20 protein-coding genes and 1 pseudogene are annotated in these 26,624 nt (G+C 69.0%); 10 read left to right on the forward strand and 11 right to left on the reverse strand.

The window, feature by feature from the left end; all coding sequences use genetic code 11:
- Window positions 1-20: 20 nt before the first annotated feature.
- The 3 genes and pseudogenes from AB0J04_RS18820 to AB0J04_RS18830 all read left to right on the forward strand — a co-directional run bounded on the left by AB0J04_RS18820 (window position 21) and on the right by AB0J04_RS18830 (window position 4,526).
- Window positions 21-3,224, forward strand: a complete 3,204-nt coding sequence (locus tag AB0J04_RS18820; RefSeq protein WP_363169595.1) for a CHAT domain-containing protein — start codon at window positions 21-23, stop codon at window positions 3,222-3,224.
- Between the two features lie 292 nt (window positions 3,225-3,516).
- Window positions 3,517-3,798, forward strand: a pseudogene (locus AB0J04_RS18825) (DNA cytosine methyltransferase); the annotation flags it as partial.
- Window positions 3,798-4,526, forward strand: coding sequence for a DnaB-like helicase N-terminal domain-containing protein (locus AB0J04_RS18830; protein ID WP_363169597.1), 729 nt, complete (start codon window positions 3,798-3,800; stop codon window positions 4,524-4,526). The pseudogene AB0J04_RS18825 and the gene AB0J04_RS18830, both read left to right, overlap by 1 nt.
- 59 nt (window positions 4,527-4,585) lie before the next feature.
- Here the strand turns inward: AB0J04_RS18830 and AB0J04_RS18835 are convergent, their stop codons facing one another.
- From AB0J04_RS18835 to AB0J04_RS18865, 7 genes are all read right to left on the reverse strand, one after another.
- Window positions 4,586-7,108 carry a sensor histidine kinase KdpD gene (locus AB0J04_RS18835; RefSeq protein WP_363169598.1) on the reverse strand — a complete coding sequence of 841 codons (2,523 nt, stop codon included), beginning with the start codon at window positions 7,106-7,108 and terminating at the stop codon, window positions 4,586-4,588.
- Between the two features lie 65 nt (window positions 7,109-7,173).
- Window positions 7,174-7,857, reverse strand: a complete 684-nt coding sequence (locus tag AB0J04_RS18840) for a response regulator transcription factor (protein WP_363169599.1) — start codon at window positions 7,855-7,857, stop codon at window positions 7,174-7,176.
- Between the two features lie 124 nt (window positions 7,858-7,981).
- Window positions 7,982-8,650, reverse strand: a complete 669-nt coding sequence (locus AB0J04_RS18845; RefSeq protein WP_363169600.1) for a potassium-transporting ATPase subunit C — start codon at window positions 8,648-8,650, stop codon at window positions 7,982-7,984.
- A gap of 24 nt (window positions 8,651-8,674) precedes the next feature.
- Complete coding sequence (kdpB, locus tag AB0J04_RS18850; RefSeq protein WP_363169601.1) at window positions 8,675-10,801, reverse strand: potassium-transporting ATPase subunit KdpB; 2,127 nt, start codon at window positions 10,799-10,801, stop codon at window positions 8,675-8,677.
- The gene (gene kdpA, locus AB0J04_RS18855) at window positions 10,798-12,462 is read right to left on the reverse strand and encodes a potassium-transporting ATPase subunit KdpA (protein ID WP_363169602.1); all 1,665 of its coding nucleotides are present in this window, start codon (window positions 12,460-12,462) and stop codon (window positions 10,798-10,800) included. The genes kdpB and kdpA overlap by 4 nt, the downstream gene beginning before the upstream one ends.
- 5 nt (window positions 12,463-12,467) lie before the next feature.
- Window positions 12,468-12,557, reverse strand: a complete 90-nt coding sequence (gene kdpF / locus AB0J04_RS18860; protein ID WP_016434100.1) for a K(+)-transporting ATPase subunit F — start codon at window positions 12,555-12,557, stop codon at window positions 12,468-12,470.
- A 326-nt stretch (window positions 12,558-12,883) separates the two neighbouring features.
- Window positions 12,884-14,728 (reverse strand): APC family permease, encoded by a 1,845-nt coding sequence (locus tag AB0J04_RS18865; RefSeq protein WP_363169603.1) that lies wholly within the window; start codon window positions 14,726-14,728, stop codon window positions 12,884-12,886.
- Between the two features lie 242 nt (window positions 14,729-14,970).
- Between AB0J04_RS18865 and AB0J04_RS18870 the strand changes: the two genes are divergently transcribed.
- From AB0J04_RS18870 to AB0J04_RS18885, 4 genes are read left to right on the forward strand one after another with little or no spacing between them, the layout of a single operon-like run.
- On the forward strand, window positions 14,971-15,390 hold the full coding sequence (locus AB0J04_RS18870) for a hypothetical protein (RefSeq protein WP_363169604.1): 420 nt from the start codon (window positions 14,971-14,973) through the stop codon (window positions 15,388-15,390).
- Between the two features lie 56 nt (window positions 15,391-15,446).
- Window positions 15,447-15,773, forward strand: coding sequence for a PadR family transcriptional regulator (locus AB0J04_RS18875; RefSeq protein WP_363169605.1), 327 nt, complete (start codon window positions 15,447-15,449; stop codon window positions 15,771-15,773).
- Entirely contained in the window at window positions 15,770-16,126 is a 357-nt protein-coding gene (locus tag AB0J04_RS18880) for a DUF1048 domain-containing protein (RefSeq protein WP_363169607.1), read from the forward strand. Before AB0J04_RS18875 ends, AB0J04_RS18880 begins: the two co-directional genes overlap by 4 nt.
- Window position 16,127: 1 nt before the next feature.
- Window positions 16,128-16,454: a DUF1048 domain-containing protein gene (locus AB0J04_RS18885; RefSeq protein ID WP_363169608.1), complete on the forward strand. Its 327-nt coding sequence runs from the start codon at window positions 16,128-16,130 to the stop codon at window positions 16,452-16,454.
- Between the two features lie 727 nt (window positions 16,455-17,181).
- Here AB0J04_RS18885 and AB0J04_RS18890 read toward each other — a convergent pair.
- Entirely contained in the window at window positions 17,182-18,036 is an 855-nt protein-coding gene (locus tag AB0J04_RS18890) for a class II fructose-bisphosphate aldolase (RefSeq protein ID WP_363169609.1), read from the reverse strand.
- Between the two features lie 164 nt (window positions 18,037-18,200).
- On the opposite strand from AB0J04_RS18890, the gene AB0J04_RS18895 reads away from it, so the two are divergent.
- Window positions 18,201-18,989, forward strand: coding sequence for a DeoR/GlpR family DNA-binding transcription regulator (locus AB0J04_RS18895; RefSeq protein ID WP_363169610.1), 789 nt, complete (start codon window positions 18,201-18,203; stop codon window positions 18,987-18,989).
- 50 nt (window positions 18,990-19,039) lie between these two features.
- Here the strand turns inward: AB0J04_RS18895 and AB0J04_RS18900 are convergent, their stop codons facing one another.
- The 3 genes from AB0J04_RS18900 to AB0J04_RS18910 are packed head-to-tail and all read right to left on the reverse strand — an operon-like array spanning window position 19,040 to window position 22,151.
- Window positions 19,040-19,867: a carbohydrate ABC transporter permease gene (locus AB0J04_RS18900; protein ID WP_363169611.1), complete on the reverse strand. Its 828-nt coding sequence runs from the start codon at window positions 19,865-19,867 to the stop codon at window positions 19,040-19,042.
- Window positions 19,868-19,923: 56 nt separating this feature from the next.
- A complete protein-coding gene (locus tag AB0J04_RS18905; protein WP_358808318.1) occupies window positions 19,924-20,865 on the reverse strand; it encodes a sugar ABC transporter permease in 942 nt (313 codons plus the stop codon).
- A gap of 26 nt (window positions 20,866-20,891) precedes the next feature.
- On the reverse strand, window positions 20,892-22,151 hold the full coding sequence (locus AB0J04_RS18910) for an extracellular solute-binding protein (protein WP_363169612.1): 1,260 nt from the start codon (window positions 22,149-22,151) through the stop codon (window positions 20,892-20,894).
- A 195-nt stretch (window positions 22,152-22,346) separates the two neighbouring features.
- Between AB0J04_RS18910 and AB0J04_RS18915 the strand changes: the two genes are divergently transcribed.
- Together AB0J04_RS18915 and AB0J04_RS18920 are read left to right on the forward strand one after the other, a co-directional pair.
- Window positions 22,347-23,246, forward strand: coding sequence for an SIS domain-containing protein (locus tag AB0J04_RS18915; RefSeq protein WP_363169613.1), 900 nt, complete (start codon window positions 22,347-22,349; stop codon window positions 23,244-23,246).
- A 345-nt stretch (window positions 23,247-23,591) separates the two neighbouring features.
- Window positions 23,592-26,573, forward strand: coding sequence for a TIM-barrel domain-containing protein (locus AB0J04_RS18920; RefSeq protein ID WP_363169627.1), 2,982 nt, complete (start codon window positions 23,592-23,594; stop codon window positions 26,571-26,573).
- Window positions 26,574-26,624: the final 51 nt, after the last annotated feature.

Consider the following 26,624-nt stretch of genomic DNA (forward strand, 5'->3'; position numbering starts at 1 on the left):
GCTGTTACGGGGGGAAGCTCATGGAACAGTTTGAGGAACTGCTGGCAGCGGTACAGCATCGCGTGGAGCGTGCTGCCTCAGGAGACTCGTCCGCAGTTCTCGAACCACCCACACCGGCGATGGCGAACCTCTTTCATAGGTACATCGCCAGCGACAAGGTCTATCTGGAACTTCATCACGGCCTTGGCTGGCTGCACTACCACCGCGCGCAAGCTCTACGCATGCAGGGTCTGCCAGCCGACCAGGACCTCAACGGTGCGCTCGCGTTCTTCGCGGAGCCCTTCAAGGCCGGCATGGAACCGCTGCCGGAGTCCATGCTTGCATTCCTGGCCAACAACGCGCTCGGTGAGGCGGTTGAGCTGCTCCAAGTGGCGTTAGATACCAACGCCGAACCGGCGCTTGTCACTTCTGCGGTCCGCGTGTGGGAGCGCATCATCCGCCATACCCCTCACGACGACGACTACTACCCCCCTTCTTTGGACAGCCTGGGCTTGTTGCGGCAGCAGCGGTTCAGGCAAACCGGGGAATTGGAAGACGTGGACGAAGCCGTGGAGGCACACCGTGCCGCTGCGCGCGCCACACCTCGACACGCCGGCCCCGAATATGCCTCCCGCGTGGGCAACCTCGGCACTGCGCTAGCGGCACGTTTCGAGCGCACCGGGCATCTGGAGGATGCGGACCAGGCGGTGGAGGCGAGCCGCGCGGCTGTCGAGGCCATACCTCACGTTCACCCCCAATACGCCTCCCGCGCGAGCAGCCTCGGCTCTGCCCTCGAGGCACGTTTCATGCGAACCGGGGAGCCGGACGATGCGGACCAGGCGGTGGAGGCACATCGAGCAGCTGTGCGCGCCACACCTCGACACGACGACCCCGAATACGCCTCCCGTTTGTCCCTCCTGGGCTTGGCCCTGCAGAGGCACTCGGAGCGCACGGGGGACTCGCAGAGGTTGGACGAGGCGGTGGAAGTGGGCCGCGCTGCGCTTCAAGCGGCGTCCCACGGTCACCCCTATTACGCCTCGATCGTAGGCAACCTCGCAAACGCCCTCGGGGCACGTTGCATCCGTACCGGGGAGTTGGAGGACATGGACGAGGCGGTCGAGGTCATCCGCGCTGCCGCCGAGGCCTCCGCCCACGACCATACGATTTACGTCTTGACCCAGGCCAACCTCGCCAATTTCCTCCAGTTGCGCTTCGGGCGCACCGGGGATCTCGAGGATGCGGACCAGGCGGTGGAGGCGAGCCACGCCGCCATCGAGGCCATGTCCGAGGACCACCCCTCGTATGCCTCCTGCCTGTCCGTCCTCAGCATCGTCCTCCAAAGTCGGTTCGAGCGGACGGAGGACTCCAGGGACGTGGATGAGGCGGTGGAGGTGGCCCGCGCCGCTCTTCGGGCCACTCCCCTCAGTCACCACTTCACCCGCGCGTGGCACATGGCCGGCCTCGGCGACGCGTTGGGGATGCGGTTCCGGCACGCACAGGACCCAGCCGACCGGGACGAGGCGCTGTCTGTGCTCGGGCAGGCTGTCGACGTGGCGACGGCTTCGCCTTGGCTGCGCGTTCGTGCGGCGCGCGAGGCAGCCCACTTGGCCGCGTCCTCGGATATCCGCCGGGCCGCCACGCTCTTCGAACAGGCGGTGCTGCTCCTGCCGGAGGTGGCACCACGTTCATTGCCGCGTGCCGACCAGCAGCACGCCCTCGCCAACCACGGTCTTGGACTGGCTCAGAGCGCAATCGCCCTGGCACTGGCCGACAACAGCAGCACCGCACAGCAAGCTGCCACGCGCGCGCTGAGGCTGGCGGAGGCTGGACGGGGCGTGCTCTTGTCTCAAGCACTGAACACGCGCGATGACTTGACCGACCTGAGGGAACAACACCCTGCACTTGCCGCGCGTTTTTCCACACTTCGCGAACGCCTTGACCAAGACCCCACGGTCCTGGGCACAGGACCCCAGGGCGGCTCGTCCGGAGTGGCGGGTCGTGATCGCCACCACTTGGTAGCAGAACTTGAACAGCTGATGGGGCGCATCCGGTCCTGCGATGGTTTCGCCGATTTCGGCCTTCCCCCGAGCCGCGAGAAGCTACTGGCCGAAGCAGCCCACGGCCCTGTAGTGACTTTTAACGTCAGCCGCTACGGCAGCGACGCCCTCCTACTGACCCGCCACGGCATCACCTCATGTCCATTGCCCAAGCTCGCCTGGGACATGGTTTACGACCGCGTCGGCGCCTTCCACCGGTGCCTCGCCGAGGCAACAGCTCCCGACGGCGACCGCCTCGGCGCCCAACAGACACTGCGCCACGTCCTGGAATGGCTCTGGGAAGTCGCCGCCGAACCGGTCCTGTCCGCACTGGAGAACCTGGGCGAGGTGCCTCCTCTGGCTCAAAGCGGCCAATCGCTCCCCCGGGTGTGGTGGGCACCAGGTGGGCTCCTGGGACTGCTACCCCTGCACGCCGCGGGCTTCCATACCGACCGCGGCCCACGCCGCCGCACCGTCATGGACCGGGTGATCTCGTCCTACACCCCCACCATCCGAGCACTGAACCATGCTCGTAAGCGCCAGCCAGGCCCCGTCGACCCGTCCCAAGCCCTGATCGTCGCCATGCCGACCACCCCTGGTCACAGCCCGCTGCCGCATGTCCCCGAAGAAGTACGCCGCATCCGCGCATTCCTTCACAGCCCCACCCATCTCACCGAACCAGCTCCCGCCGCTGACGGCACTCCCATCCCCCCTGACCGCCACACCCCCACGACGGCCTCCGTCCTGGCCCGTCTCCCCCGCTGCACCATCGCCCACTTCGCCTGCCACGGCACCAGCGACCGGGCAAACCCCTCCCAGAGCCAGTTGCTCCTGCACGACCACGCCACCAGCCCGCTCACCATCTCCGCCCTCACCCAGGTCAACCTCACACGTGCGCAGTTGGCGTTTCTCTCCGCCTGCAGTACTGCGGACCCAGGCAGCGACGACCTCTTGGACGAGGCAATCCACCTCACAAGCGCCTTCCAACTCGCCGGATTCCCCCACGTCGTCGGAACCCTGTGGCCGATCGACGACCGCCTGGCCGCCGAGATCGCCGAATCCTTCTACATCCGCCTGGCAGCTGGCCCGTCGGGAGCGCTTGACCCTGACCAATCCGCTACCGCCTTGCACCAAACCATCCGGGCGGTACGAGACCGCTATCCGGCAATCCCCTCGCTGTGGGCGGCTTACCTCCATGCCGGCGCGTAAACCAGGCAGCAGAGGCGCACTCGGCTCCAGCCCCCCAGAAGCTGCATTCGGCGCCGTCCAGACGCTGGGATCGCGTTCACCGCGGCCCGCCCGAAGCCGCCGAGACCGCGTCCGAGCACACCTGCGAATCCTGCGGCGCCCCCGGTCGTATCCGCTTGCGCGGCGACAAACTGCGCACCTGGATGCAGGCCAGTTGCGACACCTGACGTACGCGCTCGCCCCACCGAGCCGACGGGCAGCCGAGCAACGGCCCCGTTGTCGTCACCAGTGGGACGCCGGCCGCCGGTCCGACGAACCCGCCGGCACGCTCTTCTTCGGCCACCGAGCCAACGAGTGCACCTGGGTCGCCGAGCCCGCCGTCGAGGCAGCGGGGTCGACACCGGAGCCGATCAAGATCACCGCCCGGGAAGCGGGCGTGCTGCAGAGCTTCCCCGCCGACTATCCGTGGCAAGGCAACAAGGGCCGGATGTTCTCGCAGATCGGCAACGCCGTCCCCCCGCGCCTGGCCGCACACCTGCTCGCCCCGCACCTCAACAAGCCCTTCGACCCTGCTGACTTCACTCTCGCCGCCTGATGCCCCACACCCACACCCCCGATCCCCATGACGACGACGGCCTCGACCGCGTCCCGGCGCAGAAGCCCGTGCACTACGCCGAGCAGGCCCTGCTCGGCGCCCTCCTCCTCGAGCCTGCGCGTCTGGCCGACGCCGAGCCGCTGATCGCCCACCACTTCGACAGCCACACCCACGCCACGTTGTTCACCGCGATCCGCACGCTCCCGCCGCCCGACCACGCCGACCACGCCGACCACGCCAAGAACACCGCCCGGCTCAACGCGGCGCTGGACCACGCCCATCCTCACGCTCGCGGCCTGAGCGCCTCCTCCCTCCACGCCCTCATCCAGTTCTGCCCGCAGCCCAAGCACGCTGCGGCCTACGCCAGGATGATCCGCGCCGACAACGCCCGCCGGATCCTGCGCGGGCACGCCGAGCGCCTCGCCTCCACCGCAACGACCCGGGCCTGCCCAACCCAACAGCCACCAGGCTCGGCCTGGCCGACGGCATCGGCCGCGTCCTGGACTCCCTCGCCGAACAGTTCGCTCCGCACCCCGGCTCCTTCCCCCGCACGGCACTCCCCCGGATGTCTCCCTGGCATCCGCGGTGTCCGTGGGCGCGGGTGCGGGCGTGGTCGTCATCGGGGTCGACGTCTCCTCTGGAGCGTGGGGGGATGGTTTCCGGCGAAGGATCCGACCGGGCTGTTTTCGACGCCAGTCGCCAACTCCATTTGTTTCGCGTACTCCTGACGGCTCCTCAATTCCTTTGCTTGAAACCTTTACCTGCTTGCTGGCACGTCGGTGACGGATCATTGCCGAGTCGGTTGGACGCCGGGCGCGACCGGCAGGCTGAGGACCATGGTGAGCCCGCCGCCCGGGGTGTCCTCGGCCTCGAGGGTGCCGCCCATGGCCTCGGCGAAGCCCCGCGCCACCGCCAGACCCAGTCCGACACCGGCGCCGCGGGGCGCGTCTGCGTAGCGCTGGAACGGTTCGAAGATGAGCCCCTTGGCCTCGTCCGGGACGCCCGGGCCCCGGTCGGCCACGCGCACCTCGACCCGGTCGGCGAGGGAACTGGCGGACACCAGGACGCGCTCGCCCGACGGGCCGTACTTCACGGCGTTCTCCACCAGGTTGGCCACGGACCGCTCCAGGAGCCCCGCGTCGACGGCGACCATCGGCAGCGTCTCGGGGATGTCCAGCTCCACGCCGTCCTCCGGCACGCCGCCGAGCGCCATCGGCACCACCTCGTCCAGGTCCACCTCCCGGATGATCGGGGTGACGGTGCCGGTCTGGAGGCGGGACATGTCCAGCAGGTTGCCCACCAGGTGGTCGAGGCGGTCGGCGCCCTCCTCGATGCCCTCGAGCAGCTCCGCCCGGTCCTCCTGCGACCAGGCCACGTCGTCGGAGCGCAGCGAGGTGACCGCCGCCTTGATGCCGGCCAGGGGTGTCCGCAGGTCGTGGCTGACGGCGGCCAGCAGCGCGGTGCGGATGCGGTTGCCCTCGGCGAGTGCACGGGACTGGTCGGCCTGGGACTGGAGCCGCTGCCGGTCCAGTACGACGACGGCCTGGGCGGCGAAGGCTGCCAGCACCCGGCGGTCGGCGGCCGGCAGCACCCGCCCCGTCAGCGCGAGCGCCGTGTGGTCGCCCACGGGCATGTCGACGTCCGCGTCCTCCGGCCGCTCCACGGGCCGTCCCGTGCCCGCGCGCCCCGCGCAGGTCCAGGGCGTCACGTCGCTCTCCCGCTCCAGCAGGGCCACCGATTCCATGCCGAAGGTCTCGCGGACCCGTTCCAGCAGGGCTTCGAGACTGGTCTCGCCGCGCAGCACGTTGCCGGCGAGGAAGGAGAGGATCTCCGACTCGGCGCGCAGCCGGGCGGCCTGGTGGGTGCGCCGGGCCGCCAGGTCCACCACCGAGGCCACCGACACGGCCACACCCACGAAGATGGCGATGGCCACGATGTTCTTGGGGTCGGCGATCGTCAGGGTGTGGACGGGCGGGGTGAAGTACCAGTTCAGCAGCAGGGAACCCACCACCGCCGAGGCCAGCGCCGGGTACAGACCCCCCAAGAGAGCCGCGGCCACCGTCAGCGTGAGGAACAGCAGCATGTCGTTGGCCAGGCCGACCTCGGGCGTGACGCTGGTGAGCAGCAGCGTCAGGAGGGCCGGGCCGGCCACACCGACCAGCCAGCCCCAGACGACCCGGGACCGCCCGAGCCGCGCCCCCCGGGCCACCGGCAGCCCGCGCCCCTTGCCCGCCTCGTCGTGGGTGATCAGGTGGACGTCCAGGTCGGGACCGGACTCCCGGGCGACCGTGGCGCCGACACCCGGCCCGAAGACGTACTGCCATCCCTTGCGACGGGACACGCCGAGGACGATCTGGGTGGCGTTCACCCCGCGGGCGAAGTCCAGGATCGCGACCGAGACGTCCTCGCCGACGACGTGGTGGAAGGTGCCGCCCAAGTCCTCGACGAGGGTCCGCTGGACGGCCAGTTCCTTGGGCGAGGCGGAGGTCAGGCCGTCGCTGCGGGAGATGTAGACGGCCAGCACCTCGCCGCCCGCGCCCTTCTCCGCGAGCCGGGCCGCCCGGCGGATCAGCGTGCGCCCCTCCGGACCGCCGGTCAGACCGACCACGATCCGCTCACGTGAACCCCAGATCGCCGACACCTGGTGCTCGCTGCGGTACTCGGTGAGATAGGCGTCGACCCGGTCGGCCACCCACAGCAGGGCCAACTCGCGCAGAGCGGTGAGGTTGCCGGGCCGGAAGTAGTTCGACAGGGCCGCATCCACCTTGTCCGGCTTGTAGACGTTGCCGTGCGCCATCCGGCGCCGCAGCGCCTGCGGCGACATGTCGACCAGCTCGATCTGGTCCGCCCGCCGCACCACCTCGTCCGGCACGGTCTCCTGCTGCCGTACGCCCGTGATCGACTCGACGATGTCGCCGAGGGACTCCAGGTGCTGGATGTTCACCGTCGAGACCACGTCGATCCCCGCGGCCAGCAGCTCCTCCACGTCCTGCCAGCGCTTGGTGTTGCGCGAGCCGGGGACGTTGGTGTGGGCGAGCTCGTCGACCAGGGCGACCTGTGGCCGGCGCGCGAGTACCGCGTCCACGTCCATCTCGGTGAACGTGCCGCCGCGGTATTCCAGCTCCTTGCGCGGAATCTGCTCCAGACCGTGCAGCATCACCTCGGTGCGCGGCCGATGGTGGTGCTCGACGAAGGCGACCACGCAGTCGGTGCCGCGTTCGACACGACGGTGCGCCTCGGAGAGCATCGCGTACGTCTTGCCGACGCCTGGTGCCGCACCGAGGTATATCCGAAGCTTGCCGCGTGCCATGGTCTCGTCTCTTCGTCTCGGCCGTCGGTGGCCGGGGTGTGGGTGCGGGGCGGGCGGGATGGCGTTCAGCTCTCGAAGCGGTAGCCCATCCCGGGCTCGGTGATGAGGTACCGGGGGTGAGCGGGGTCCGCTTCCAGCTTGCGGCGCAATTGGGCCATGTAGACGCGCAGGTAGTTGGTCTTGTTGCTCTGCGAGACCCCCCAGACCTCCTGGAGCAGCTGCTTCTGCGTGATCAGCCGGCCGGGGTTGGTCACCAGGATCTCCAGCAGATGCCATTCGGTCGGGGTGAGACGGACGTCGCGTCCGCCCCGGGTGGCCTTCTTGGCGAGCAGGTCGATGGTGAATCCGTCGGTGGTGACCACCGTCGCCTCCGGGGCGAGCGGCACATCCTCGGTGCGGCGCACGGCGGCGCGCAGGCGGGCCAGGAGCTCGTCCATGCTGAACGGCTTGGTGATGTAGTCGTCGGCCCCCGCGTCGAGCGCGGCGACCTTCTCGTCGGAGGCCCGGCGGGCGGACAGCACCAGGATCGGTACGCGGGTCCAGCCGCGCAGCGCCTTGATGACGTCCGTGCCGTCCATGTCGGGCAGGCCCAGGTCCAGCAGGACCACGTCGGGCTGACGGGCTGCGGCCAGCCGGAGTGCGGTGGTGCCGTCGGGCGCCGGGTCCACTCCGTACCGGCGGGCCTGCAGGTTGATCACGAGGGCCCGGACGAGCTGAGGGTCGTCCTCCACCACCAGTACCCGGGTCATCGGGGTACGCCCTTCCTGCTTGTGCGGAAGGCCGGATCAAGTGGAACCGGCCTCATTGCAGCGGGAGTCGACGAATGAGGGTGTCCCCCCGGCCGTCGACTCCCGCAGGGTGCGCGTAACGCCATCAGCTCTTCGCCACGAGTTCCTTGAGCGCGATGTTGAGTTCGAGGACGTTCGCCCGGGGCTCCCCGATGAAGCCGAGAGTGCGGCCGTCGGTGTGCTCGTCGACCAGCTTCTGGACCTGGGCGACGGACAGGCCGTTCTTCTCGGCGACCCGGTGGACCTGGATGTCCGCGTAGTCCGGGGAGATGTCCGGGTCCAGACCCGAGCCGGACGACGTCACCGCGTCGGCGGGCACGTCGGAGGGCCTGACCGTGTAGCCGTCGACCGAGTTGTCCTTGATGACGGCGGCCTTGGCGGCGGTCACCCAGTCGATCAGGTCCTTGTTGTCACCGGACCGGTTTGTCGCGCCGGACAGGATCAGCTTGTACTGGGTGTTGACGCTGTTGGTGCCCAGCCCGTTCTGCGGGCGGCCCTGGAACCACTTCAGGTCGGGCTCCGGGGTCTCCTGGCCCTTCTTCAGCGGCAGGCTGTACGACTGCCCGATCAGGGACGAGCCGACGACATGGCCGTCCGCCTTGATCTCCGAGCCGTTCGCCTGGTCGTTGAAGAGCGCCTGTGCCACACCGGTGACGGCCAAGGGGTAGATCACTCCCGTCACCACCGTCAGCACCAGCAGCGCGCGCAACCCCGCCCACAGCAACCGGGCGGTGTTCGATACCGAGTTGTTCATGGGGATCAGCACGCTTTCAAATAGTTACAGCCCGGGGATGAGGGAGATGAGCAGGTCGATGAGCTTGATGCCGATGAAGGGGGCGATCAGGCCGCCGATGCCGTAGATCGTGAGGTTGCGCCGCAGCATCTTGTCCGCGCTGACCGGCCGGTACTGCACGCCCTTCAGGGAGAGCGGCACCAGCGCGATGATGATCAGCGCGTTGAAGATGACCGCGGAGAGGATCGCGGAGTCCGGCGAGGACAGTCCCATGACGTTGAGCTTGTCCAGGCCCGGGTAGACCGCCGCGAACAGCGCCGGAATGATCGCGAAGTACTTCGCGACGTCGTTGGCGATGGAGAACGTCGTCAACGCGCCCCGGGTGATGAGGAGTTGCTTGCCGATCTCGACGATCTCGATGAGCTTGGTCGGGTTGGAGTCGAGGTCGACCATGTTGCCGGCCTCCTTCGCGGCCGACGTGCCCGTGTTCATCGCGACGCCGACGTCCGCCTGCGCGAGGGCCGGTGCGTCGTTGGTGCCGTCACCGGTCATCGCCACGAGCTTGCCGCCCGCCTGCTCCCGCTTGATCAGCGCCATCTTGTCCTCGGGAGTGGCCTCCGCGAGGAAGTCGTCGACGCCTGCCTCGTCCGCGATGGCCTTGGCCGTCAGCGGGTTGTCACCCGTGATCATGACGGTCTTGATGCCCATGCGGCGCAGCTCGTCGAACCGCTCCCGCATGCCCTCCTTGACGACGTCCTTGAGGTGGATGACGCCCAACACGCGGGCGCCCTCGGTGTCCTCGACCGCGACGAGCAGCGGGGTGCCGCCCGCCTCGGAGATCCGGTCGGTGAGCGTGCCGGCGTCCTCGGACACCTCGCCGCCCTGCTCCCGGACCCAGGCGACGACCGATCCGGCCGCGCCCTTGCGGATCTTGCGCCCGTCGACGTCCACGCCCGACATACGCGTCTGCGCGGTGAACGCGATCCACTCGGCACCGGCCAACTCACCCTGGTGGTGCTCGCGCAGGCCGTACTTCTCCTTCGCCAGTACGACGATGGAGCGGCCCTCGGGCGTCTCGTCGGCCAGCGACGACAGCTGAGCGGCGTCGGCCAGCTCGGGCTCGGTGGTGCCGGTCACCGGCACGAACTCGGACGCCTGACGGTTGCCGAGGGTGATGGTGCCGGTCTTGTCCAGCAGCAGCGTCGAGACGTCACCGGCGGCCTCGACCGCGCGCCCCGACATGGCGAGCACGTTGCGCTGCACCAGGCGGTCCATGCCGGCGATGCCGATCGCCGACAGCAGCGCGCCGATCGTGGTCGGGATGAGGCAGACCAGCAGCGCCACCAGCACGACCATCGTCAGATGCGTGCCCGCGTAGTCCGCGAACGGCGGCAGCGTCGCCACCGCCAGCAGGAACACGATCGTCAGCGAGGCGAGGAGGATGTTGAGCGCGATCTCGTTCGGCGTCTTCTGCCGGGCCGCGCCCTCGACCAGGGCGATCATGCGGTCGATGAAGGTCTCGCCCGGCTTCGTCGTGATCTTGACGACGATGCGGTCGGAGAGGACCTTCGTACCGCCGGTGACAGCCGAGCGGTCGCCGCCCGACTCCCGGATGACCGGTGCCGACTCGCCGGTGATGGCGGACTCGTCGACGCTCGCAACGCCCTCGACGACATCACCGTCGCCGGGGATGATGTCGCCCGCCTCGCAGACGACCAGGTCGCCGATCTTCAACTCCGTACCGGGCACTTGCTCTTCGGAGTCCCCGACGAGACGGCGGGCCACGGTGTCGGTCTTGGCCTTGCGCAGGGTGTCCGCCTGCGCCTTGCCGCGGCCCTCGGCCACCGCTTCGGCCAGGTTGGCGAAGACCACGGTCAGCCACAGCCAGGCGCTGATGGTCCAGCCGAACCAGTCGCCCGGGTCCTTGAACGAGAAGACGGTGGTCAGCAGGGAGCCGATCCAGACCACGAACATCACGGGCGACTTGATCATCACCCGCGGGTGGAGCTTGCGGAAGGCGTCCGGCAGCGACTTCAGCAGCTGCTTCGGGTCGAACAGACCCGCGCCGACACGTCCTTCGTCCTTGTGGCCGGTCGGCACATCGCTGTGCGGCGCCCGGGTCGGGGTGGCAGTGGACATCGAGTCCTCTTGCTTCTCTGTACGGGTGGTCATGACGCCAGCCCCTCGGCCAGCGGGCCCAGCGCCAGCGCCGGGAAGTAGGTCAGACCGGTGATGATCAGGATCGCGCCCACCAGCAGGCCCGTGAACAGGGGCTTCTCGGTGCGCAGGGTGCCCGCGGTCGCCGGCACCGGCTTCTGCTCGGCGAGCGAACCGGCCAGCGCCAGCACGAACACCATCGGCAGGAACCGGCCGAGGACCATCGCGAGACCCAGCGTGGTGTTGAACCACTGCGTGTCCGCGTTCAGACCGGCGAAGGCCGAGCCGTTGTTGTTGGCGGCCGACGAATACGCGTAGAGGATCTCGGAGAAGCCGTGCGCGCCGGAGTTGGTCATCGAGTTGCCCGGGGTGGGCAGGGCCATCGCCGCGGCGGTGAAGATGAGCACCAGCGCCGGGGTGATGAGGATGTAGCAGGCCGCGAACTTGATCTCGCGGGTGCCGATCTTCTTGCCCAGGTACTCGGGCGTACGGCCCACCATGAGTCCGGCGATGAACACCGCGATGATCGCCATGATCAGCATGCCGTAGAGACCGGAACCGGTACCACCGGGCGCGATCTCGCCGAGCTGCATGCCCAGGATGGTGATGCCGCCGCCGAGACCGGTGAACGAGGAGTGGAAGGAGTCCACCGCACCCGTCGAGGTCAGCGTGGTCGACACCGCGAAGATCGACGAGGCGCCGACGCCGATGCGCTGCTCCTTGCCCTCCATCGCACCGCCGGCGATGTCGAACGCCGGGCCGTGGTGAGCGAACTCGGTCCACATCATCAGGGCGATGAAGCCGACCCAGATCGTGGCCATGGTCGCCAGGATCGCGTAACCCTGCTTGAGGCTGCCGACCATGCGGCCGAAGGTGCGGGTCAGGGCGAACGGGATGACCAGGAGAAGGAAGATCTCGAAGAGGTTCGTGAACGGGGTCGGGTTCTCCAACGGGTGGGCGGAGTTGGCGTTGAAGTAGCCGCCGCCGTTGGTCCCGATCTCCTTGATCGCCTCCTGCGAGGCGACCGCGCCGCCGTTCCACTGCTGCCGGCCGCCCATGAACTGGCCGACCTCGTGGATTCCGGAGAAGTTCTGGATGGCGCCGCACGCCACCAGGACGATCGCCGCGATCACCGAGAACGGCACGAGGATGCGGATGACACCGCGCACCATGTCGGACCAGAAGTTGCCGAGCTCACCGGTGCGGGAGCGGGCGAAGCCCCGTACCAGCGCCACGGCGACGGCGATGCCGACGGCCGCGGAGACGAAGTTCTGCACGGCCAGACCACCGGTCTGCACCACATGGCCCATGGCCTGTTCGCCGTAGTACGACTGCCAGTTGGTGTTGGTGACGAAGGAGGCGGCGGTGTTGAACGCCTGGTCCGGGTCGATCGCGGAGAAGCCGAGCGAACCGGGCGGGTGACCCTGGAGCCGCTGGAGCAGGTAGAGGAACAGGACACCGACCGCCGAGAAGGCCAGGACGCCGCGCAGGTACGCGGGCCAGCGCATCTCGGTGTTCGGGTCGGCGCCGATGCCCTTGTAGATCCACTTCTCGACACGCCAGTGCTTGTCGGAGGAGTAGACCTTGGCCATGTAGTCGCCGAGCGGGACGTAGGCGAGTCCCAGAGCCACTATCAGAGCGAGCAGCTGGAGGACGCCGGCGAGGACGGGACTCATGCTTCTCAGAACCTCTCCGGGAAGATCAGGGCGAGGACGAGATAGCCCAGCAGGGCGACGGCCACGACGAGGCCGACGATGTTCTCGGCGGTCACAGCTTCGTCACCCCCTTGGCGACGAGAGCCACCAGCGCGAACACCGCGGTCGTGGTGACGACGAAGGCCAGGTCGGCCATCGCGAGCTCCTAGAAGAGGTTCGAATTGAGCGGACGGTTAGAGGAAACCGCCTCCGTGGCCGGAATCGGTCGCCGTTGACACCTCCCTTACGGCAACAGGTCCGGCTTTGACGGAACTCTTACGGCCACCCCTCCATCTGCGGTTACGAATCCACCCGCCCGCTTGAACACGCCGACGGCCCACCCCGGGCAGGGGTGGGCCGTCGTGAGACGTCAGATGCCGAAAGAACCGTGGCGACGCCGAGATCAGGAGACCCTGAGCCGCAGTCGGCAGATCACCGCGTCCGTGTCCCGGCGTACGGCGTGCGCGACCACCGCGCCCCGCTGGTTCTGCAGCAGCCGTTGCCACAGCCGCTCCGGCTCGACCTCGGCGATCAGCACGGTCACGCGGACATCGGGCTCGGCGGCGGCCGTCCTGCCCACGTACTCGGCGACCGGGCGCCCCAGCGTGCGACGCTCGCAGGTGAGCTGGATCAGTGGCACCCCGGGGTCCCACTCCGCCCAGGCGCGCGCCAGCGCATGGGCGTGGGCGCGGTCCTCGGGGTCGGGGTGGCAGACGGTGACCGCGCGGACCTCGTCGCCGAGGGAGGCGGCGGCGTTCAGCGCCTCACTGGTGAGCCGGGACAGGTTGGACACCGGGACGATCACCACGGAGCGGTCGCGGTGCGGCGGCTCCGGGATGCGACCGAGGCCCAGGCGCTCGCCGATGCGGGTGTAGGCGCGGTGCACGGCCGTGAAGGCGGCGACCAGCAGCGGCAGGGCGATCACGATCAGCCAGGCGCCCTCCTCGAACTTGGACGCCGTGACCACGACCGCCGACACGCCCGTCAGGACCGCGCCGGATCCGTTGAGCAGCGCCTTGCCCCGCCGGCCCGGCCCCTTTTCGAGGCGCCAGTGCCGGACCATGCCCACCTGGGCGATGGTGAAGCCGACGAAGACGCCGATCGCGAAGAGCGGAACGAGGGTGTTGGTGTCACCGCCGGAGAACACCAACAGGCCCGCCGACACGATGGCAAGAGCGAGCACGCCGTGCCGGTGCACCTGCCGGTCGGCCTTCAGGGCGAAGACGTGCGGCAGGTAGTTGTCCCGGGCCAGCAGCTTCAGCAGCACCGGGAGCCCGCCGAAGGAGGTGTTGGCCGACAGGGCCAGCAGGATCATCGTCGCGAACTGGATGACGTAGAAGGCCCAGTTGTGGCCGAGGGAGGCGTCCGCGAGCTGGGCGAGGACGGTGACTCCCTCGACCGGCTGGAGATGGAAGCGCGAGATCAGCACCGACAGGCCGATGAGCATGACGCCCAGGACCGCGCCCAGTGCGACCTCCGCGCGCTGGGCCCGCTTGGCACGCGGGACACGAAAGGACGGGACGGCGTTGGCGATGGCCTCCACACCGGTCAGCGCGCTGCACCCGGAGGCGAAGGCTTTCAGCAGAAGCAGGGCGCCGACCGTGGTGGCGTTGTCCGCGAGTACGGAGGCGTGGCCGTCCGCGGCGGCGGTGCTCACGGGCGCGGACCGGAACAGGCCGACCGCTATCAGCACGAGGATCGAGCCGACGAAGACGACGGTCGGCACGATGAACGCCTTCGCCGACTCCACGATCCCGCGCAGGTTCACCGCCGTGACCAGCACCAGCACCGCGAGGCACCACCACAGCCGGTCGCCGTACAGGGCCGGGAAAGCCGAGGTCAGGGCGGCCACACCGGCCGTGACCGCCACCGCCACGTTGAGCACGTAGTCCAGCACCAGCGAGGCCGCCGCCACCAAGCTCGTGCGCACCCCCAGATGCGTCTTCGCCACGGCGTAGGACCCGCCGCCGTCCGGGAACGCGGCGATCACCTGCCGGTACGAGGCGACCAGCACCGCCAGCAGACCCGCGATGGCCAGCGTCACCGGCAGGGTGAACCCGAGGCCGTGCGCGCCCGCGGCGGCCAGGACGAGGACGATCGCCTCGGGGCCGTACGCCACCGACGCCATCGCGTCCAGGGACAGGGCGGCAAGCCCGGTGACGGCGGTCAGCCGGTGGCGTTCGCCGGTATCCGGCGGTTCCTCGTCGGCCGGGGTCGAGCCCGCGGGCTCGATGGTCAGGACAGACATGGAATCCGTGCTCCTTCACGCAAGGGCCCGCGCACGCGGGGAGGCGGTACGCGGGTGGATCCAGGTTCTGCCCCTCCCCTGCCGTTTTCGACCCCTCCTTGCGCCTTCTTCGCGCGCGAGGCCCAGACCTTGACGCGGCCTTGACGGCCCTTGTGATCCGCGCTACTTCGTGCGGAGCGAAACCTGCCCGGGACGTCGTCGACGACCCTCGCCGTGACCAGGCGTCAAAAAGAAGGGGGTCGATGATGGGTGAGCTCGACGGCCTGCTGATCGTGGATCCGGTGATTGGGGCGACACGGCTGAACTGGTTGTCCACCGGCGCGACCGGGGTGGGTGAGGTACGGCTGTCGGACAAGAGCGAGTTGATCATCCCGCCGTTGTCGGCCGAGGACGTGCCCGCCGAGGCCGCCTCGCTGCGCGAGGAGCTGTCCGAGCCGCTGCCGCTGGCCCCGATCGCCTCGCCGCTGGTGGAGCTGGACCGCTGTACCGGGTTCCTGGACTGCATCACCCACGCCCGGCGGCAAACAGGCCCGATCACCGGAGCTCAAGCGCAACCTGCTGGCGGTGCTGATCGCCAACGCCACGAATCTCGGGCTGGTACCGATCGGCCCCGGGTCCGTCCGCGCCGATCGGAGGCGCTGTCGCCCTCCGCTACTCGGTGATACTGTGTAGTGGTACTCGGTACTACGCAGTACCGCTAGGCCGAGGAGGACTCGCGATGGACGACCTGACGGAGATGCTGAAGGGCACGCTCGAAGGGTGCGTGCTCGAAATCATCGGCAGCGAGGAAACCTACGGGTACGCCATCACTCGTCAGCTGAACGAGCTCGGCTTCGCCGACGTCGTCGAGGGAACCGTGTACACCATCTTGCTGCGACTGGAGAGGAACAAACTCGTCCAGGTGACGAAGCGACCATCCGGGGTCGGTCCGCCGCGCAAGTTCTACTCGCTCAACGACGCCGGACGTGAGGAACTCGCGAAGTTCTGGACGAAATGGCAGTACGTCTCATCACGCATCGACAGGCTCAAGGAGGGCGGGAGATGAACTTCTGGGAGACCATCACGGGCAGCGATCTCACCAGGGATTGGAAGGCGTTCGAAGCGCGGGCCGAGGCCCTGCCGGACGACTACCGGGCGGCGTGGGAACAGATCAACGCCCACCTCTTTCCCCATGGGGACTTCACCGGCCGCAACCTGATGCCGATCCTCGACGCGGCCCTGGGGCTGCTCGAAGAGACAGCGGCGGACGGGCAGAGCGTCCGCGAGGTCCTCGGCGACGACGTCCGAGGCTTTTGCGCGGCGCTGGCCGGTGGAGAAGGGGCTCGAACCTACCGCGACCGGTGGCGGGAGCAGTTGAACAGGAATGTCGCAAGGAAACTGAGCCGGCTGGGAGGCTGACGTGGGCATCCAGGACATCATCGAGGACAAGAAGCAGTGGCGGGCGCACGCGGCTCGGGTCAAGGCGCTCCCGCCGGATTACCAGATCGTCTACAAGGAGATGCAGAAGTACCTGTTCAAGGTCGGACCGATCGACCTGTCTGACGGGCCCCTGCTCCCCGGGATCGTTGACTTCTTCGAGGAGGGCGTCGCCGCGGGCAAGGGGGTCTTGGAGCTCATCGGCACGGACGTCGCCGCGTTCTGCGACGACCTGGTCAAGGACTCTCCCACCTATGCGGACGTCTATCAGGAGTCCATCAGCGGGGAACCCGGCACGGCCGAGAAGTAACACCCGTCGCCTCATGCGAGTGGGCGTAGCCCGCCCGCGCGGTTCGTTCACCCAGGCGCAGCGCGAACAGGCGTGAGCCGACCGGCCGCCGGAAGCCGCCGCAAACCCTGTCCGCCAAGATGGTCGAGCAGGCCGGCGCTGCCTGGCTCAGCCCTGCCGACGCCCCGGCGGGCAGGTCTCCGGCGGCCGACCGCTCGACACCGTCCCCGAGACGACGCGACTGACGTGCAGTACGGACAGTCACTCGATCCGGGTTCCGAAAGCTTCCGCTCCCCTGCGTCTCCAGCCTCCGAAAGGAAGCCGCCACGCTCGCTGCCGATCTGGGCGTGAACACCGAGACGCTGCGGAACTGGATCAGGGCCGCCGACGGACGCCGGTCGGGCGCGCACTCCGCACGTCGGCTGCGCCGCGGCCTGGTGATGACGCGGATCAAGCGGAGCTGGCCGCCGCGCGGAGGAGAATCCGCGAGCTGGAGGAGGAACGCGACATCCTCCGCAAGGCAGCCCGGTATTTCGCAGGGGAGACGTGCTGGTGAAACCGCTGCCCGTTCGTTGAGGACCACCAGCGCCGGTTCGGCGTCAAGCGGCTCTGCGACATCCTGGGTCTGCCGAGAGACCGAGGGGATTCTCACCCCTCGGTGTCCGACTGCCCGATCGCTTCGTAGCACCGAGGTCGGCCACCTGACGGTCATCGCCTCGACACCGACTGCCGACCGACCCCGGTCGGCTCATCTCGTCCCGTGCCCGCCGCCCGACAGGGTCCGCAGCGCCGAGGTCACGGCGTCGGCCATCGCCCGGCGCGCCGCGGTGAGGGCCGGCCGGGGGTCGACGGCTGCGGGCGCCGCGGCGAGTGTGTCGCGGACCGCGCCGGTGAAGGCGGCGTTCAGTGCCGTGCCGATGTTGACCTTGAGCATGCCGGCCGCCACCGCCTGCCGGAGCTCCGCGTCGGGCACGCCCGTCGAGCCGTGCAGGACCAGCGGCACGGGGACCGCCTCGGCGAGGCGGGCGATGAGGTCGTGGTCCAGCCGGGCGGTGCGTGTGGTCATCGCGTGCGAGCTGCCGACCGCGACGGCCAGTGCGTCGACCCCGGTGGCGGAGACGAAGTCGCGCGCCTGATCGGGGTCCGTACGCGCCGAGGGTGCGTGTACTCCGTCCTTGCCGCCGATCTCGCCGAGTTCCGCCTCCACCCACAGCCCCTGGGTGTGCGCCCACTCTGCGGCGGCGCGCGTGGCGGCGACGTTCTCGGCGTGCGGCAGCGCGGACGCGTCGAACATGACGGATCCGAAGCCGCAGTCCGCGGCGCGGCGCAGCAGTGCTTCGTCGGTGACATGGTCGAGGTGCAGCGCCACGGGGACGGCGGCCGCCTCGGCGAGCGCGGTGGTGGCACGCGCGATCGGGGCGAGCCGACTGCCGTGGAACCGCACGGCGTTCTCGCTGATCTGGCAGATGACCGGGCAGCCCGCGGCTTCCGCCCCGGTGACCACGGCCTCGGCGTGCTCCAGGGTGATCACGTTGAACGCGCCGACGGCCCGTCCGTCGCGGCATGCGGAGCTCACCATGTCGGCGGTGGGTGTCAGCGGCACGGATGGCCTCCGATCGCGGCGTGCGGGGACCGCGACCGCGGCACGGGCTTGCGGGGAGTGCAGGGTTTCGCTCGTTTCGCGACCATAAAACACCCAATCAAACGTTGTGGTTTCATGGAGGTGCGCACATTGTGGCGCACACCATCGACAGAGAGTTGTGAGACATGGCGGCACCGCAGGCCCGGTGGAGCGCGCTGCTGGAGATGCTGACACGCGACGGGCGGATCGAAGTCGAGGCGGCTGCCGAGGAGTTGGGGGTCTCCGCCGCGACGATCAGGCGCGACCTCGACGAGCTGGCCCGCCAGCAGATGGTCACCCGCACGCACGGCGGAGCCGCGCTCAACGCGATCGCCTACGACCTGCCACTGCGCTACAAGGCCGCGCGCAACGCTCCGGAGAAGGAGCGGATCGCGCACGCGGCCGCCGGACTGGTGAAGGCCGGCGCCGTGGTGGGGCTGAACGGCGGCACCACGACCACCGAGGTGGCGCGGGCCCTGGCCACCCGCGCCGACCTGGGTTCCGGTGGCACGGAGACGGCGGTCACGGTGGTGACCAACGCGCTGAACATCGCCAACGAGCTGGTCGTACGGCGCCACGTCAAACTCGTGGTGACCGGCGGGGTGGCCCGGCCGGCGTCCTATGAGCTGATCGGACCGCTGGCCACCGAACTGCTCGCGGAGATCGCACTCGACCAGGTCTTCATAGGGGTGGACGCCATCGACGTGGCCCACGGGGCGACCGCCCACCACGAGGGCGAGGCCAGCATCAACCGGGCGCTGGCCCGCCGCGCGCAGCAGGTCGTGGCGGTCGCCGACTCCACCAAGCTGGACCGGCGGGCCTTCGCCCGCATCTGCCCGGTGGAGGACATCGACGTCCTGGTGACCGACAAGGCCGCCTCGGACGAGCTGACCAAGTCGTTCGCGGCGGCCGGTGTGGAGGTCATCCGCGCCTGACATCGCCCGCCTCTCCCGTACCGTACCCGGCCGCGTCGCGCATCCCGGCGTCATCCCCGGACGCCGCCCGCGGTCAGGCCGGAGACGAGGTGGCGCTCGACGAAGACGAAGAGCACCACCACGGGCACGATCGCGACGAGCGAAGTGGCGAACAGGTACTGCCACTGCTCGTGGTACGAGGTGACGAAACCGGGAATCGCCCTGGTCAGGGTCATCCGGTTGCTGGACGAGGTGATGGTGAGTGCCACCACGTACTCGTTCCACGCGCCGATGAAGGTGTAGACGAGCGCAGTCACCACACCGGGCATCGCGAGCGGCAGGACGACACGGGTGAGGGCGCCGAACCGCCCGGTGCCGTCGAGCCAGGCCGCCTCCTCCAGTTCCCGGGGGATGCTCGCGAAGTACGCGTTGAGGATCCACACGCAGAACGGCAGGTTGAATGCCGCGTTCACCAGAATGAGGCCCTCGGCGGTGTCGGTCAGGTCGAGGCTGACCATCTCCCGGTAGATGCCGACCAGCAGCGCGGTCGGCGCGAACATCTGAGTGACGAGTACGAGCAGCAGGAAGGCGCCACGCCCTCGGAAGCGGTGCCGGGCGGTGTAGTACGCGGCGGGCAGCCCGACGGCCAGGGCCAGCAGCGTCGCCGCTCCGGCGACGTACAGCGAGAACAGCAGCGCGTCCGCGACGCGCGGGTCGGTGAGCGACCAGATGTGCGTGAAGTTCGACCACTGCAATCGGGAGGGCAGATAGGACGGCGGGGACTTCATCAGTTCGGGCGTCGGTTTGAGCGCCGTCAGCAGCATTTCCGCGTAGGGCGCGAGAAACGCCAGCGCCACCAGCCATCCGACAGCGGTGAGCAGGACGGTACGCAGTTTCATCGGTCCGGGCCGCTTCCTGCGCGGCGCGGATCTGCGAGGGACGACGGCGGTCCGGCTCACGCGGTGTCCTCCTGTCGGACGATGCGCAGATAGACCAGCACCACAGCCATGACCAGCCCGAAGTTGACGACGGCCATCGCTGCCGACTCCCCCACCGACTGGTTGTCGAAGGCGAGTTTGTACAGGTAGGTGGTGGTCGTGTCGGTGGCGAAGCCGGGGCCGCCGCGCGTCATGGCCCAGATGATGGGGAACGAGTTGAACACGTTGATGACGTTGATGATCGCGGCGACCACCAGCGAGGGCCGCAGCAGCGGCAGAGTGATGCCCAGGTAGCCGCGGACCGGGCCGGCGCCGTCGACCCGCGCCGCCTCGTACACCTCGGCGGGGATGCTCTGCAGACCGGCCAGCAGGACGAACGAGGTGAACGGCAGCGAGACGAACACCGCCACGCCCATCATCGCGGCGAGGGCCTGCCCCGGATCGGCCAGCCAGTTGACGGGCGCGTCCAGCACGCCGAGGTCCATGAGCAGCCGGTTGACCACGCCGTAGAAGTTGTTGAGCATCCAGCGCCAGATGAGCGCCGTCATCAGCACGGACGAGGCCCAGGGCACGATCAGCGCCCACCGCACCCACCGGCGCCCGGGGAAACGGGAGTTCAGCAGCCCGGCCAGGCCGAGCGAGAGCACGAGCGTGACGGTGACGACTCCCACGACCCACACGAGGGTGCGCAGCAGCACGCCGGGCAGATCGCCCTCGGCGAACAGGTCGGTGTAGTTGCGGATTCCGGCGAAGCCCTGGGACTGTCCGGTGGAGCTCACGCGCGTCAGGGACGTACGGATCATCTCGACGACCGGCCAGACGACCATGGTCAGGATGAGGAGGATCGCGGGACCGAGCCACAGCAGGGGCTCCAGCGCGCGCCATGTCCTGCGACGGCGGCGCGGCGAGGGTGGCTCCGGCGCCACCGGGGCCGGGTGTTCGGCCCCGGTGGCGCTCACGGTGACATCGTGTAGGGCCACCGTGGTCAGTCGCCCTTCTGCGCGGTCTTCTGGATCTCGCCCAGGACCTTCGCCGGGTCGCCGCCTGCCACCGCCGTGCCGATGCGCTGTTTCACGGCGCCGTCGACCGCGGCCCATGCGGGGTCGTCGGTGGGGGCGAACTCCGCGGCGGAGAGTGCGTCGACGAACGGCTTGTAGTAGGCGGCGTTCCGGCTGTCGGAGCTGAGCACCTCACCGGCCGACCTGGTGACCGACAGGAACCCCTCGGTGGAGACGAACTCGGCGGCGTTCTCCTTCTGGTAGAAGAAGTCGAGGAACTTCTTCACCGCTGTCTTGTTCGACCCGTCACCCTTCTTGAACGCGACGAGGTAGTCCTGCACGCCGAGCGTCTTGTGCGTACTGCCGTCCTTGCCGGGCAGGGCCGCGACTCCGTAGTTCAGTTTCGCGTCGACCGGGTCGATGAAGCCCTTCCGCATGAAGACCGCCCCGTTCAGCATGCCGATCCTGCCCTGGGCGAACTGGTTGAAGACGTCCTTGCGGTTGGTGGTCTCCGGGTTGGGCTGGGTGACCTTGTCCTTCGTCAGTTTCCGCAGATAGGTGAGCGTGTCGATGTTGGCCTGCTGGTCGATCGCCCAGTCGCCCGAGGCGTCGGTCCAGCCGCCGCCGTTGTTCATGGCCCAGATCTGGAACTCGGCCTGGGCCTCCTCGGCCCCCAGGGGTAACCCGAGGCCGATGTAACCGGCCCGCTTGATCTTCTTGGCGTCGGCCTCGACCTCGGCCCAGGTGGTCGGCGGCCGGGCGATGCCCGCCTTGGCGAAGATGTCCTTGTTGTAGAAGAACAGGCGTGCGCTGGAGATGAAGGGCAGGCCGTACTGGGCTCCCTCGTACTGCGCCTTCTGCCTGAGCAGCGGGAGGAAGTCGGCCAGCACCTCGGGGGAGACGACGTCCTGTGCCTTGTGGACCAGGCCGTCGCGGGCGAAGTCGGAGAACTTGTTGTAGTTGAGGATGTCGGGTTCCTGCTTGGTCTGGACGTACGTCTTGACCTTGGAGTCCATCTGCTCCCAGTCGACGACTTCGAGATTCACCCGGTAGCCGGGGTTCACGGATTCGAAGTCCTTGATCAGTGCCGTCCAGTAGGCCTGGGTGTCGTCGTCGTACTTCGCCGCGACGAACCTGATCGTCCTGCCGTCGGATCCGCCGCTGTCCGAGGAGCTGCCCTTGCCGCATCCGGTGAGGGCCAGTGCCAGGGACAGTGCCCCGGCGAGGCCTGCGATGTGCCGTTTCACGGAGTACCCCTCCGCACGCATCGCGTGCTTCGTCCAGCGCGTGCTCGCCTGATTGCGCGCCCGCTTGCTTGTTTATGCTCGATTCATAGTGCTATCAATCATCGAACGACATGATGCTCAATGAAACGCGCACGGCGTCAAGGGCCGCCGCATCACGTATCGGTCACGCCGTGCGCCCGAGAGGGGAGACTCCCGATGAGTCGGACCGAGATCGAGATCGCCACCCAACCCGACTGCTGGCGGCAGGCGTTGACGCTGGCCCGGCAGCCCGACGGCCCCGCCTCCGCCTCGCTGCCCCGGCCCGGCGAGCGGGTGGCCGTCGTCGGTTGCGGCACGTCCTGGTTCATCGCCCAGGCGTACGCGGCGCTGCGGGAGTCGGGCGGCCACGGCGAGACCGACGCCTTCCCCGCCTCCGAGATGCCGGCCGGCCGCGCCTACGACCGGGTGATCGCGCTGACCCGGTCCGGCACCACGACCGAGGTGCTGGAGCTGCTCCGCCGACTGCGCGGGCGCACCCCCACCACCGCGGTGACCGCAGTGCCGCAGTCGCCGGTGACGGGGCCGGCGGACGTCGTCGTCGTGCTCGACTTCGCCGACGAGACCTCGGTCGTCCAGACCCGGTTCGCCAGCACCGAACTGGTGCTTCTTCGGGCCCACTTGGGCGAGGACCTCGGACATCTGCCGCAGCAGGGGCATTCGGCGCTGGACGCACCCCTGCCGGCCGGGGTGCTGGAGGCCGAGCAGTTCACCTTCCTGGGGCAGGGCTGGGCCTACGGGATCGCCCAGGAGGCGGCGCTGAAGATGCGTGAGGCGGCGGGCGCCTGGACCGAGGCCTATCCGGTGATGGAGTACCGGCACGGCCCGATCAGCGTCACCGGACCCGGCCGTGTGGTGTGGTGGTTCGGGGTCCCGGCAGACCTGCCCTCCGGTCTCGCCGACGAGATCGCCCGTACCGGCGGGCAGTTGGTGGCACTCGGCCGGGACCCACTGGCGGACCTCGTCGTGGTGCACCGGCTGGCCGCCGCCCTCGCCTCGGCACGCGGGCTGGACCCGGACAATCCGCGCCATCTGGCCCGTTCCGTGATCCTGACCTGAGGAAATTTACCCGTCCGTTACAAACGGTTTCCGTGCCCGTCGAGGCTTCTCGGCGGGACCCGGGACCGACCGCCACCAGGTACAAGAGCTGCTCCACGAGAGCCCCCCTGCCACTCGGGAGGTTGCGTGTCCCGCCTGTTGACAGGTGGCAACTACCGCAAGAACATGAGCGAAATCGCTTGAATCTTGCATCTGCACGCAGAATCAAGCAGACCCCACACCACCGGCACCACGCACCGCAGCTCCTGAGTCACCGTCACCGTCCTGTCCGACAGGAGGACACGAGTGCACGCCCGACTGAGCAGTCCCGGCGGCCTGTTACTCGCCGGCGCACTGACCGCCGCCATGCTGATGGCGCCCGTCACCGGCTCTGCCGCGGCAACGGCCGCCGCCCGCCCCACGACCACCGCCACCGCCGGCGGGCCGAAGGTGGCCCACACCGCGCACGCCGTCACGGTCTCCGTACCGGCCTCCGCCGGCGCTCCCGGCTACGCCCTCGACGTGTCCACCGACGCACTCGCCCTGACCACGCGCCGCGCCGGGAAGACCGTGCTCGCCACCGCCACCGCCACCGCCACCGCCACCGCCGACACCGGCGCCCTGCGCTTCACCTCGGCCGATGGGACGTGGCAGCACGCGACCGGCGTCACCGGCTGGACGTGGAGGAACGGCGTCCTGACCGTCACCGCCGACAGCACGCTCGACGGCGCCACGGTGGAGGCCCGGATCACCCCCGGCGCCGACCGCTACCAGCTCGACTGGGACGTCCACGGAAGCGCACCGAAGCAACTGGGCCTCGTCTACGACCTGTCATCGGCCGGCCACTGGTACGGCCACGGCGAGGCGGAGACTCCGCAGGGCGGCCCCGGCGTCAACCAGCCCTGGCCGCTCGACGCAGGCGAGGTCGACCACACGACCTTCGGCCCTGCGTCGTACAACATGATCGACCCGTTCTGGTACACCTCCCGGTCGACCGGTCTGCGCGTCGACACCGGGAACGTCATGGACGTGGCGCTGGGCAAGGGCAAGGACGGCCTCGGCACCTTCACCGTCGAGTCGCCCGGCACCTACAAGGCCACCGTGTTCGTCGAGTCGACTCCGCTCGCGGTCTACCGCGACTACATAGGCATCGTCGGCAAGCCGGCCAAGAGCGACGCCACGTACGAGCAGTACGCCAAGCCCCTGTGGAATTCCTGGGCGCAGTTCTACACCAAGGTCGACCAGGAGAAGCTGCTCGACTACGCCACCGACCTCCACGACAACGGTCTGGACGGGCACACCATCCAGCTCGACGACAAGTGGGAGTCGAACTACGGCAATCTGACCTGGGATCCCAAGACCTTCCCCGATCCCAAGGGCCTGTCCGACAAGATCCACGACATGGGGTTCGACTTCGGCATCTGGGTCACCCTGTGGATCAACCTCGACTCCGACAACTACCAGTACGCGGCCGACCACGGCTATCTGCTCATGGACGCCGGGGACACGGCCAAGCCGTGTGAAGTGACCTGGTGGAACGGCCAGGCGGGGATCATCGACCTGGCTAACCCCGAGGCCAAGGCCTGGTACGAGGGCAACCTCAAGAAGCTGATGGACACGTACGACATCGACGGGCTGAAGTTCGACACCCGCTTCTTCGACGAGAAGTGCGCACCGCGCGAGGGCCACCAGGCCACGGACTACCAGCAGCTCGGCACGCAGCTCGCCGACGAGTTCGACCTCCAGGGCGCCGGAATCCGGGTGCACTGGAACCGGACGGCCCACGAGGCCGGCTTCGTCACCCGCCAGGTCGACAAGGGCACCGGCTGGGACTCCCTGCGCGCCTCCGCCACCCAGAACCTGGCCATCTCCACCATCGGCTACCCGTTCGTCGAGTCCGACATGATCGGCGGCTCCGGCGGCCAGCCCGCACCGTCGAAGGACGTCCTGGTGCGGTGGGCCCAGTCCGCCTCGCTGATGCCGCTGATGTACGCCTCGACCTCCCCGGTCGACACCTTCGACACCACCACCGGCCAGAAGGTGGACTACGACCAGGAGACGGTCGACCTCTACCGGCAGGCGATCGAGACGCACGAGAAGCTCGCCCCCTACATCTGGGACCAGGTGCAGAGCACTCTGAAGACCGGCGATCCGATCATGCGGCCGCTGTTCTTCGACTTCCCGAAGGACGAGGCGAGTTACACGGTCACCGACGAGTGGATGCTCGGCCCGGCCGTGCTGGCCGCGCCCAAGCTGAGCACCGGCGCCACCCGCTCCGTCCATCTGCCGCCGGGCACCTGGTACGACGTGAACCAGGGCACGGTGATCCGCGGCCCCAGGACCCTCAAGGGCTACGCGGCGCCGCTCGGCGTCACCCCGGCCTTCGTCGACCTCAAGGCCGAGGGTGCCGCCAAGGCCGTCAAAGCCCTCAAGCGCGACGACGCTCCGGCCGCCTCCGTCCTGATCACCCCCGACACCCCGTCCACCGACTCCGGCACACCGTTCGAGGTGACGACCGAGGTGACCAACTGGGGCACCCGGACCCTCGGGAACGCCGAGGCGGCACTGGACCTGCCCGACGGCTGGAGTGCCAGGGCGACCGGCCCGACCACCGCGAAGTCCCTCAGGAACGGCGCTACCCTCACCACCACCTGGACGGTGACCCCGGCAGGCGATGCCCGCTGGGGCAGCCACGACCTCACCGGCACCGCCACCTACAACGGATCGACGAGGGTGTCCGACACCGTGCAGGCACGGGTGAGGGCCGCCCCGGGCAGTGTGCGGGAGCCCTACCTGACGGCCGACACCACTTCCGGAGGCGCCCAGTACGCCCAGGGCGGCGACCAGTTCGCCATCTGGGCGGGCGGCCAGGACCTGTCCGGCTGGAAGGACGAGAAGGGCGTCATCTACCGCGACGACGCGGCCGGGGAAAAAGCCACCGTGCAGGCCCGGTTGGTCTCCCAGAACAGCGCCTCACCGGTCGGCAAGGCCGGCGTCGCCCTCGCCAACGACCTCACAGCGCCCGAAAAGGGCGGATACGCGGTGCTGGTCATGACCCAGAGTTACGGCCTGGAGTTCATGACCGACAGCGACGGCGACGGGAAGCTCGACACCTGGGCGGGCGGTGGCTCCACCTACCACCCGGCGTATCTGAAGCTGACCCGGGACGGCGACACCTACACCGCGTACGCGAGCAAGGACGGCGAGACCTGGTCGCAGATCGGCACCGCCCTGGTGGCATCGGCCACCGGCACCGGTGACGCCGGGATGGTCGCCAGCGCCGCCAACGCCAACCACCCCGGCGAGAACGTCGAAGCCGTCTTCAGCGGATTCTCCGTCACCTCCTGACACCACGGGTGCCAGTCGCACTCCTGGCACCTCCCGGCCTCCCCGCAGGCC

The organism is Streptomyces sp. NPDC050263 (assembly GCF_040655955.1).
Taxonomy (GTDB): Bacteria; Actinomycetota; Actinomycetes; order Streptomycetales; family Streptomycetaceae; genus Streptomyces.

Bases quoted from the DNA above. Each gene is read 5' to 3' on its own strand.
- AB0J04_RS18865 (WP_363169603.1), bottom strand. From the start codon at position 14,728: ATGTCTGTCCTGACCATCGAGCCCGCGGGCTCGACCCCGGCCGACGAG.
- AB0J04_RS18830 (WP_363169597.1), top strand. From the start codon at position 3,798: ATGCCCCACACCCACACCCCCGATCCCCATGACGACGACGGCCTCGAC.
- AB0J04_RS18900 (WP_363169611.1), bottom strand. From the start codon at position 19,867: ATGAAACTGCGTACCGTCCTGCTCACCGCTGTCGGATGGCTGGTGGCG.
- AB0J04_RS18835 (WP_363169598.1), bottom strand. From the start codon at position 7,108: ATGGCACGCGGCAAGCTTCGGATATACCTCGGTGCGGCACCAGGCGTC.
- AB0J04_RS18920 (WP_363169627.1), top strand. From the start codon at position 23,592: ATGCTGATGGCGCCCGTCACCGGCTCTGCCGCGGCAACGGCCGCCGCC.
- kdpA (WP_363169602.1), bottom strand. From the start codon at position 12,462: ATGAGTCCCGTCCTCGCCGGCGTCCTCCAGCTGCTCGCTCTGATAGTG.
- AB0J04_RS18820 (WP_363169595.1), top strand. From the start codon at position 21: ATGGAACAGTTTGAGGAACTGCTGGCAGCGGTACAGCATCGCGTGGAG.
- AB0J04_RS18880 (WP_363169607.1), top strand. From the start codon at position 15,770: ATGAACTTCTGGGAGACCATCACGGGCAGCGATCTCACCAGGGATTGG.
- kdpB (WP_363169601.1), bottom strand. From the start codon at position 10,801: ATGACCACCCGTACAGAGAAGCAAGAGGACTCGATGTCCACTGCCACC.
- AB0J04_RS18915 (WP_363169613.1), top strand. From the start codon at position 22,347: ATGAGTCGGACCGAGATCGAGATCGCCACCCAACCCGACTGCTGGCGG.
- AB0J04_RS18895 (WP_363169610.1), top strand. From the start codon at position 18,201: ATGGCGGCACCGCAGGCCCGGTGGAGCGCGCTGCTGGAGATGCTGACA.
- AB0J04_RS18845 (WP_363169600.1), bottom strand. From the start codon at position 8,650: ATGAACAACTCGGTATCGAACACCGCCCGGTTGCTGTGGGCGGGGTTG.
- AB0J04_RS18875 (WP_363169605.1), top strand. From the start codon at position 15,447: ATGGACGACCTGACGGAGATGCTGAAGGGCACGCTCGAAGGGTGCGTG.
- AB0J04_RS18870 (WP_363169604.1), top strand. From the start codon at position 14,971: ATGATGGGTGAGCTCGACGGCCTGCTGATCGTGGATCCGGTGATTGGG.
- AB0J04_RS18840 (WP_363169599.1), bottom strand. From the start codon at position 7,857: ATGACCCGGGTACTGGTGGTGGAGGACGACCCTCAGCTCGTCCGGGCC.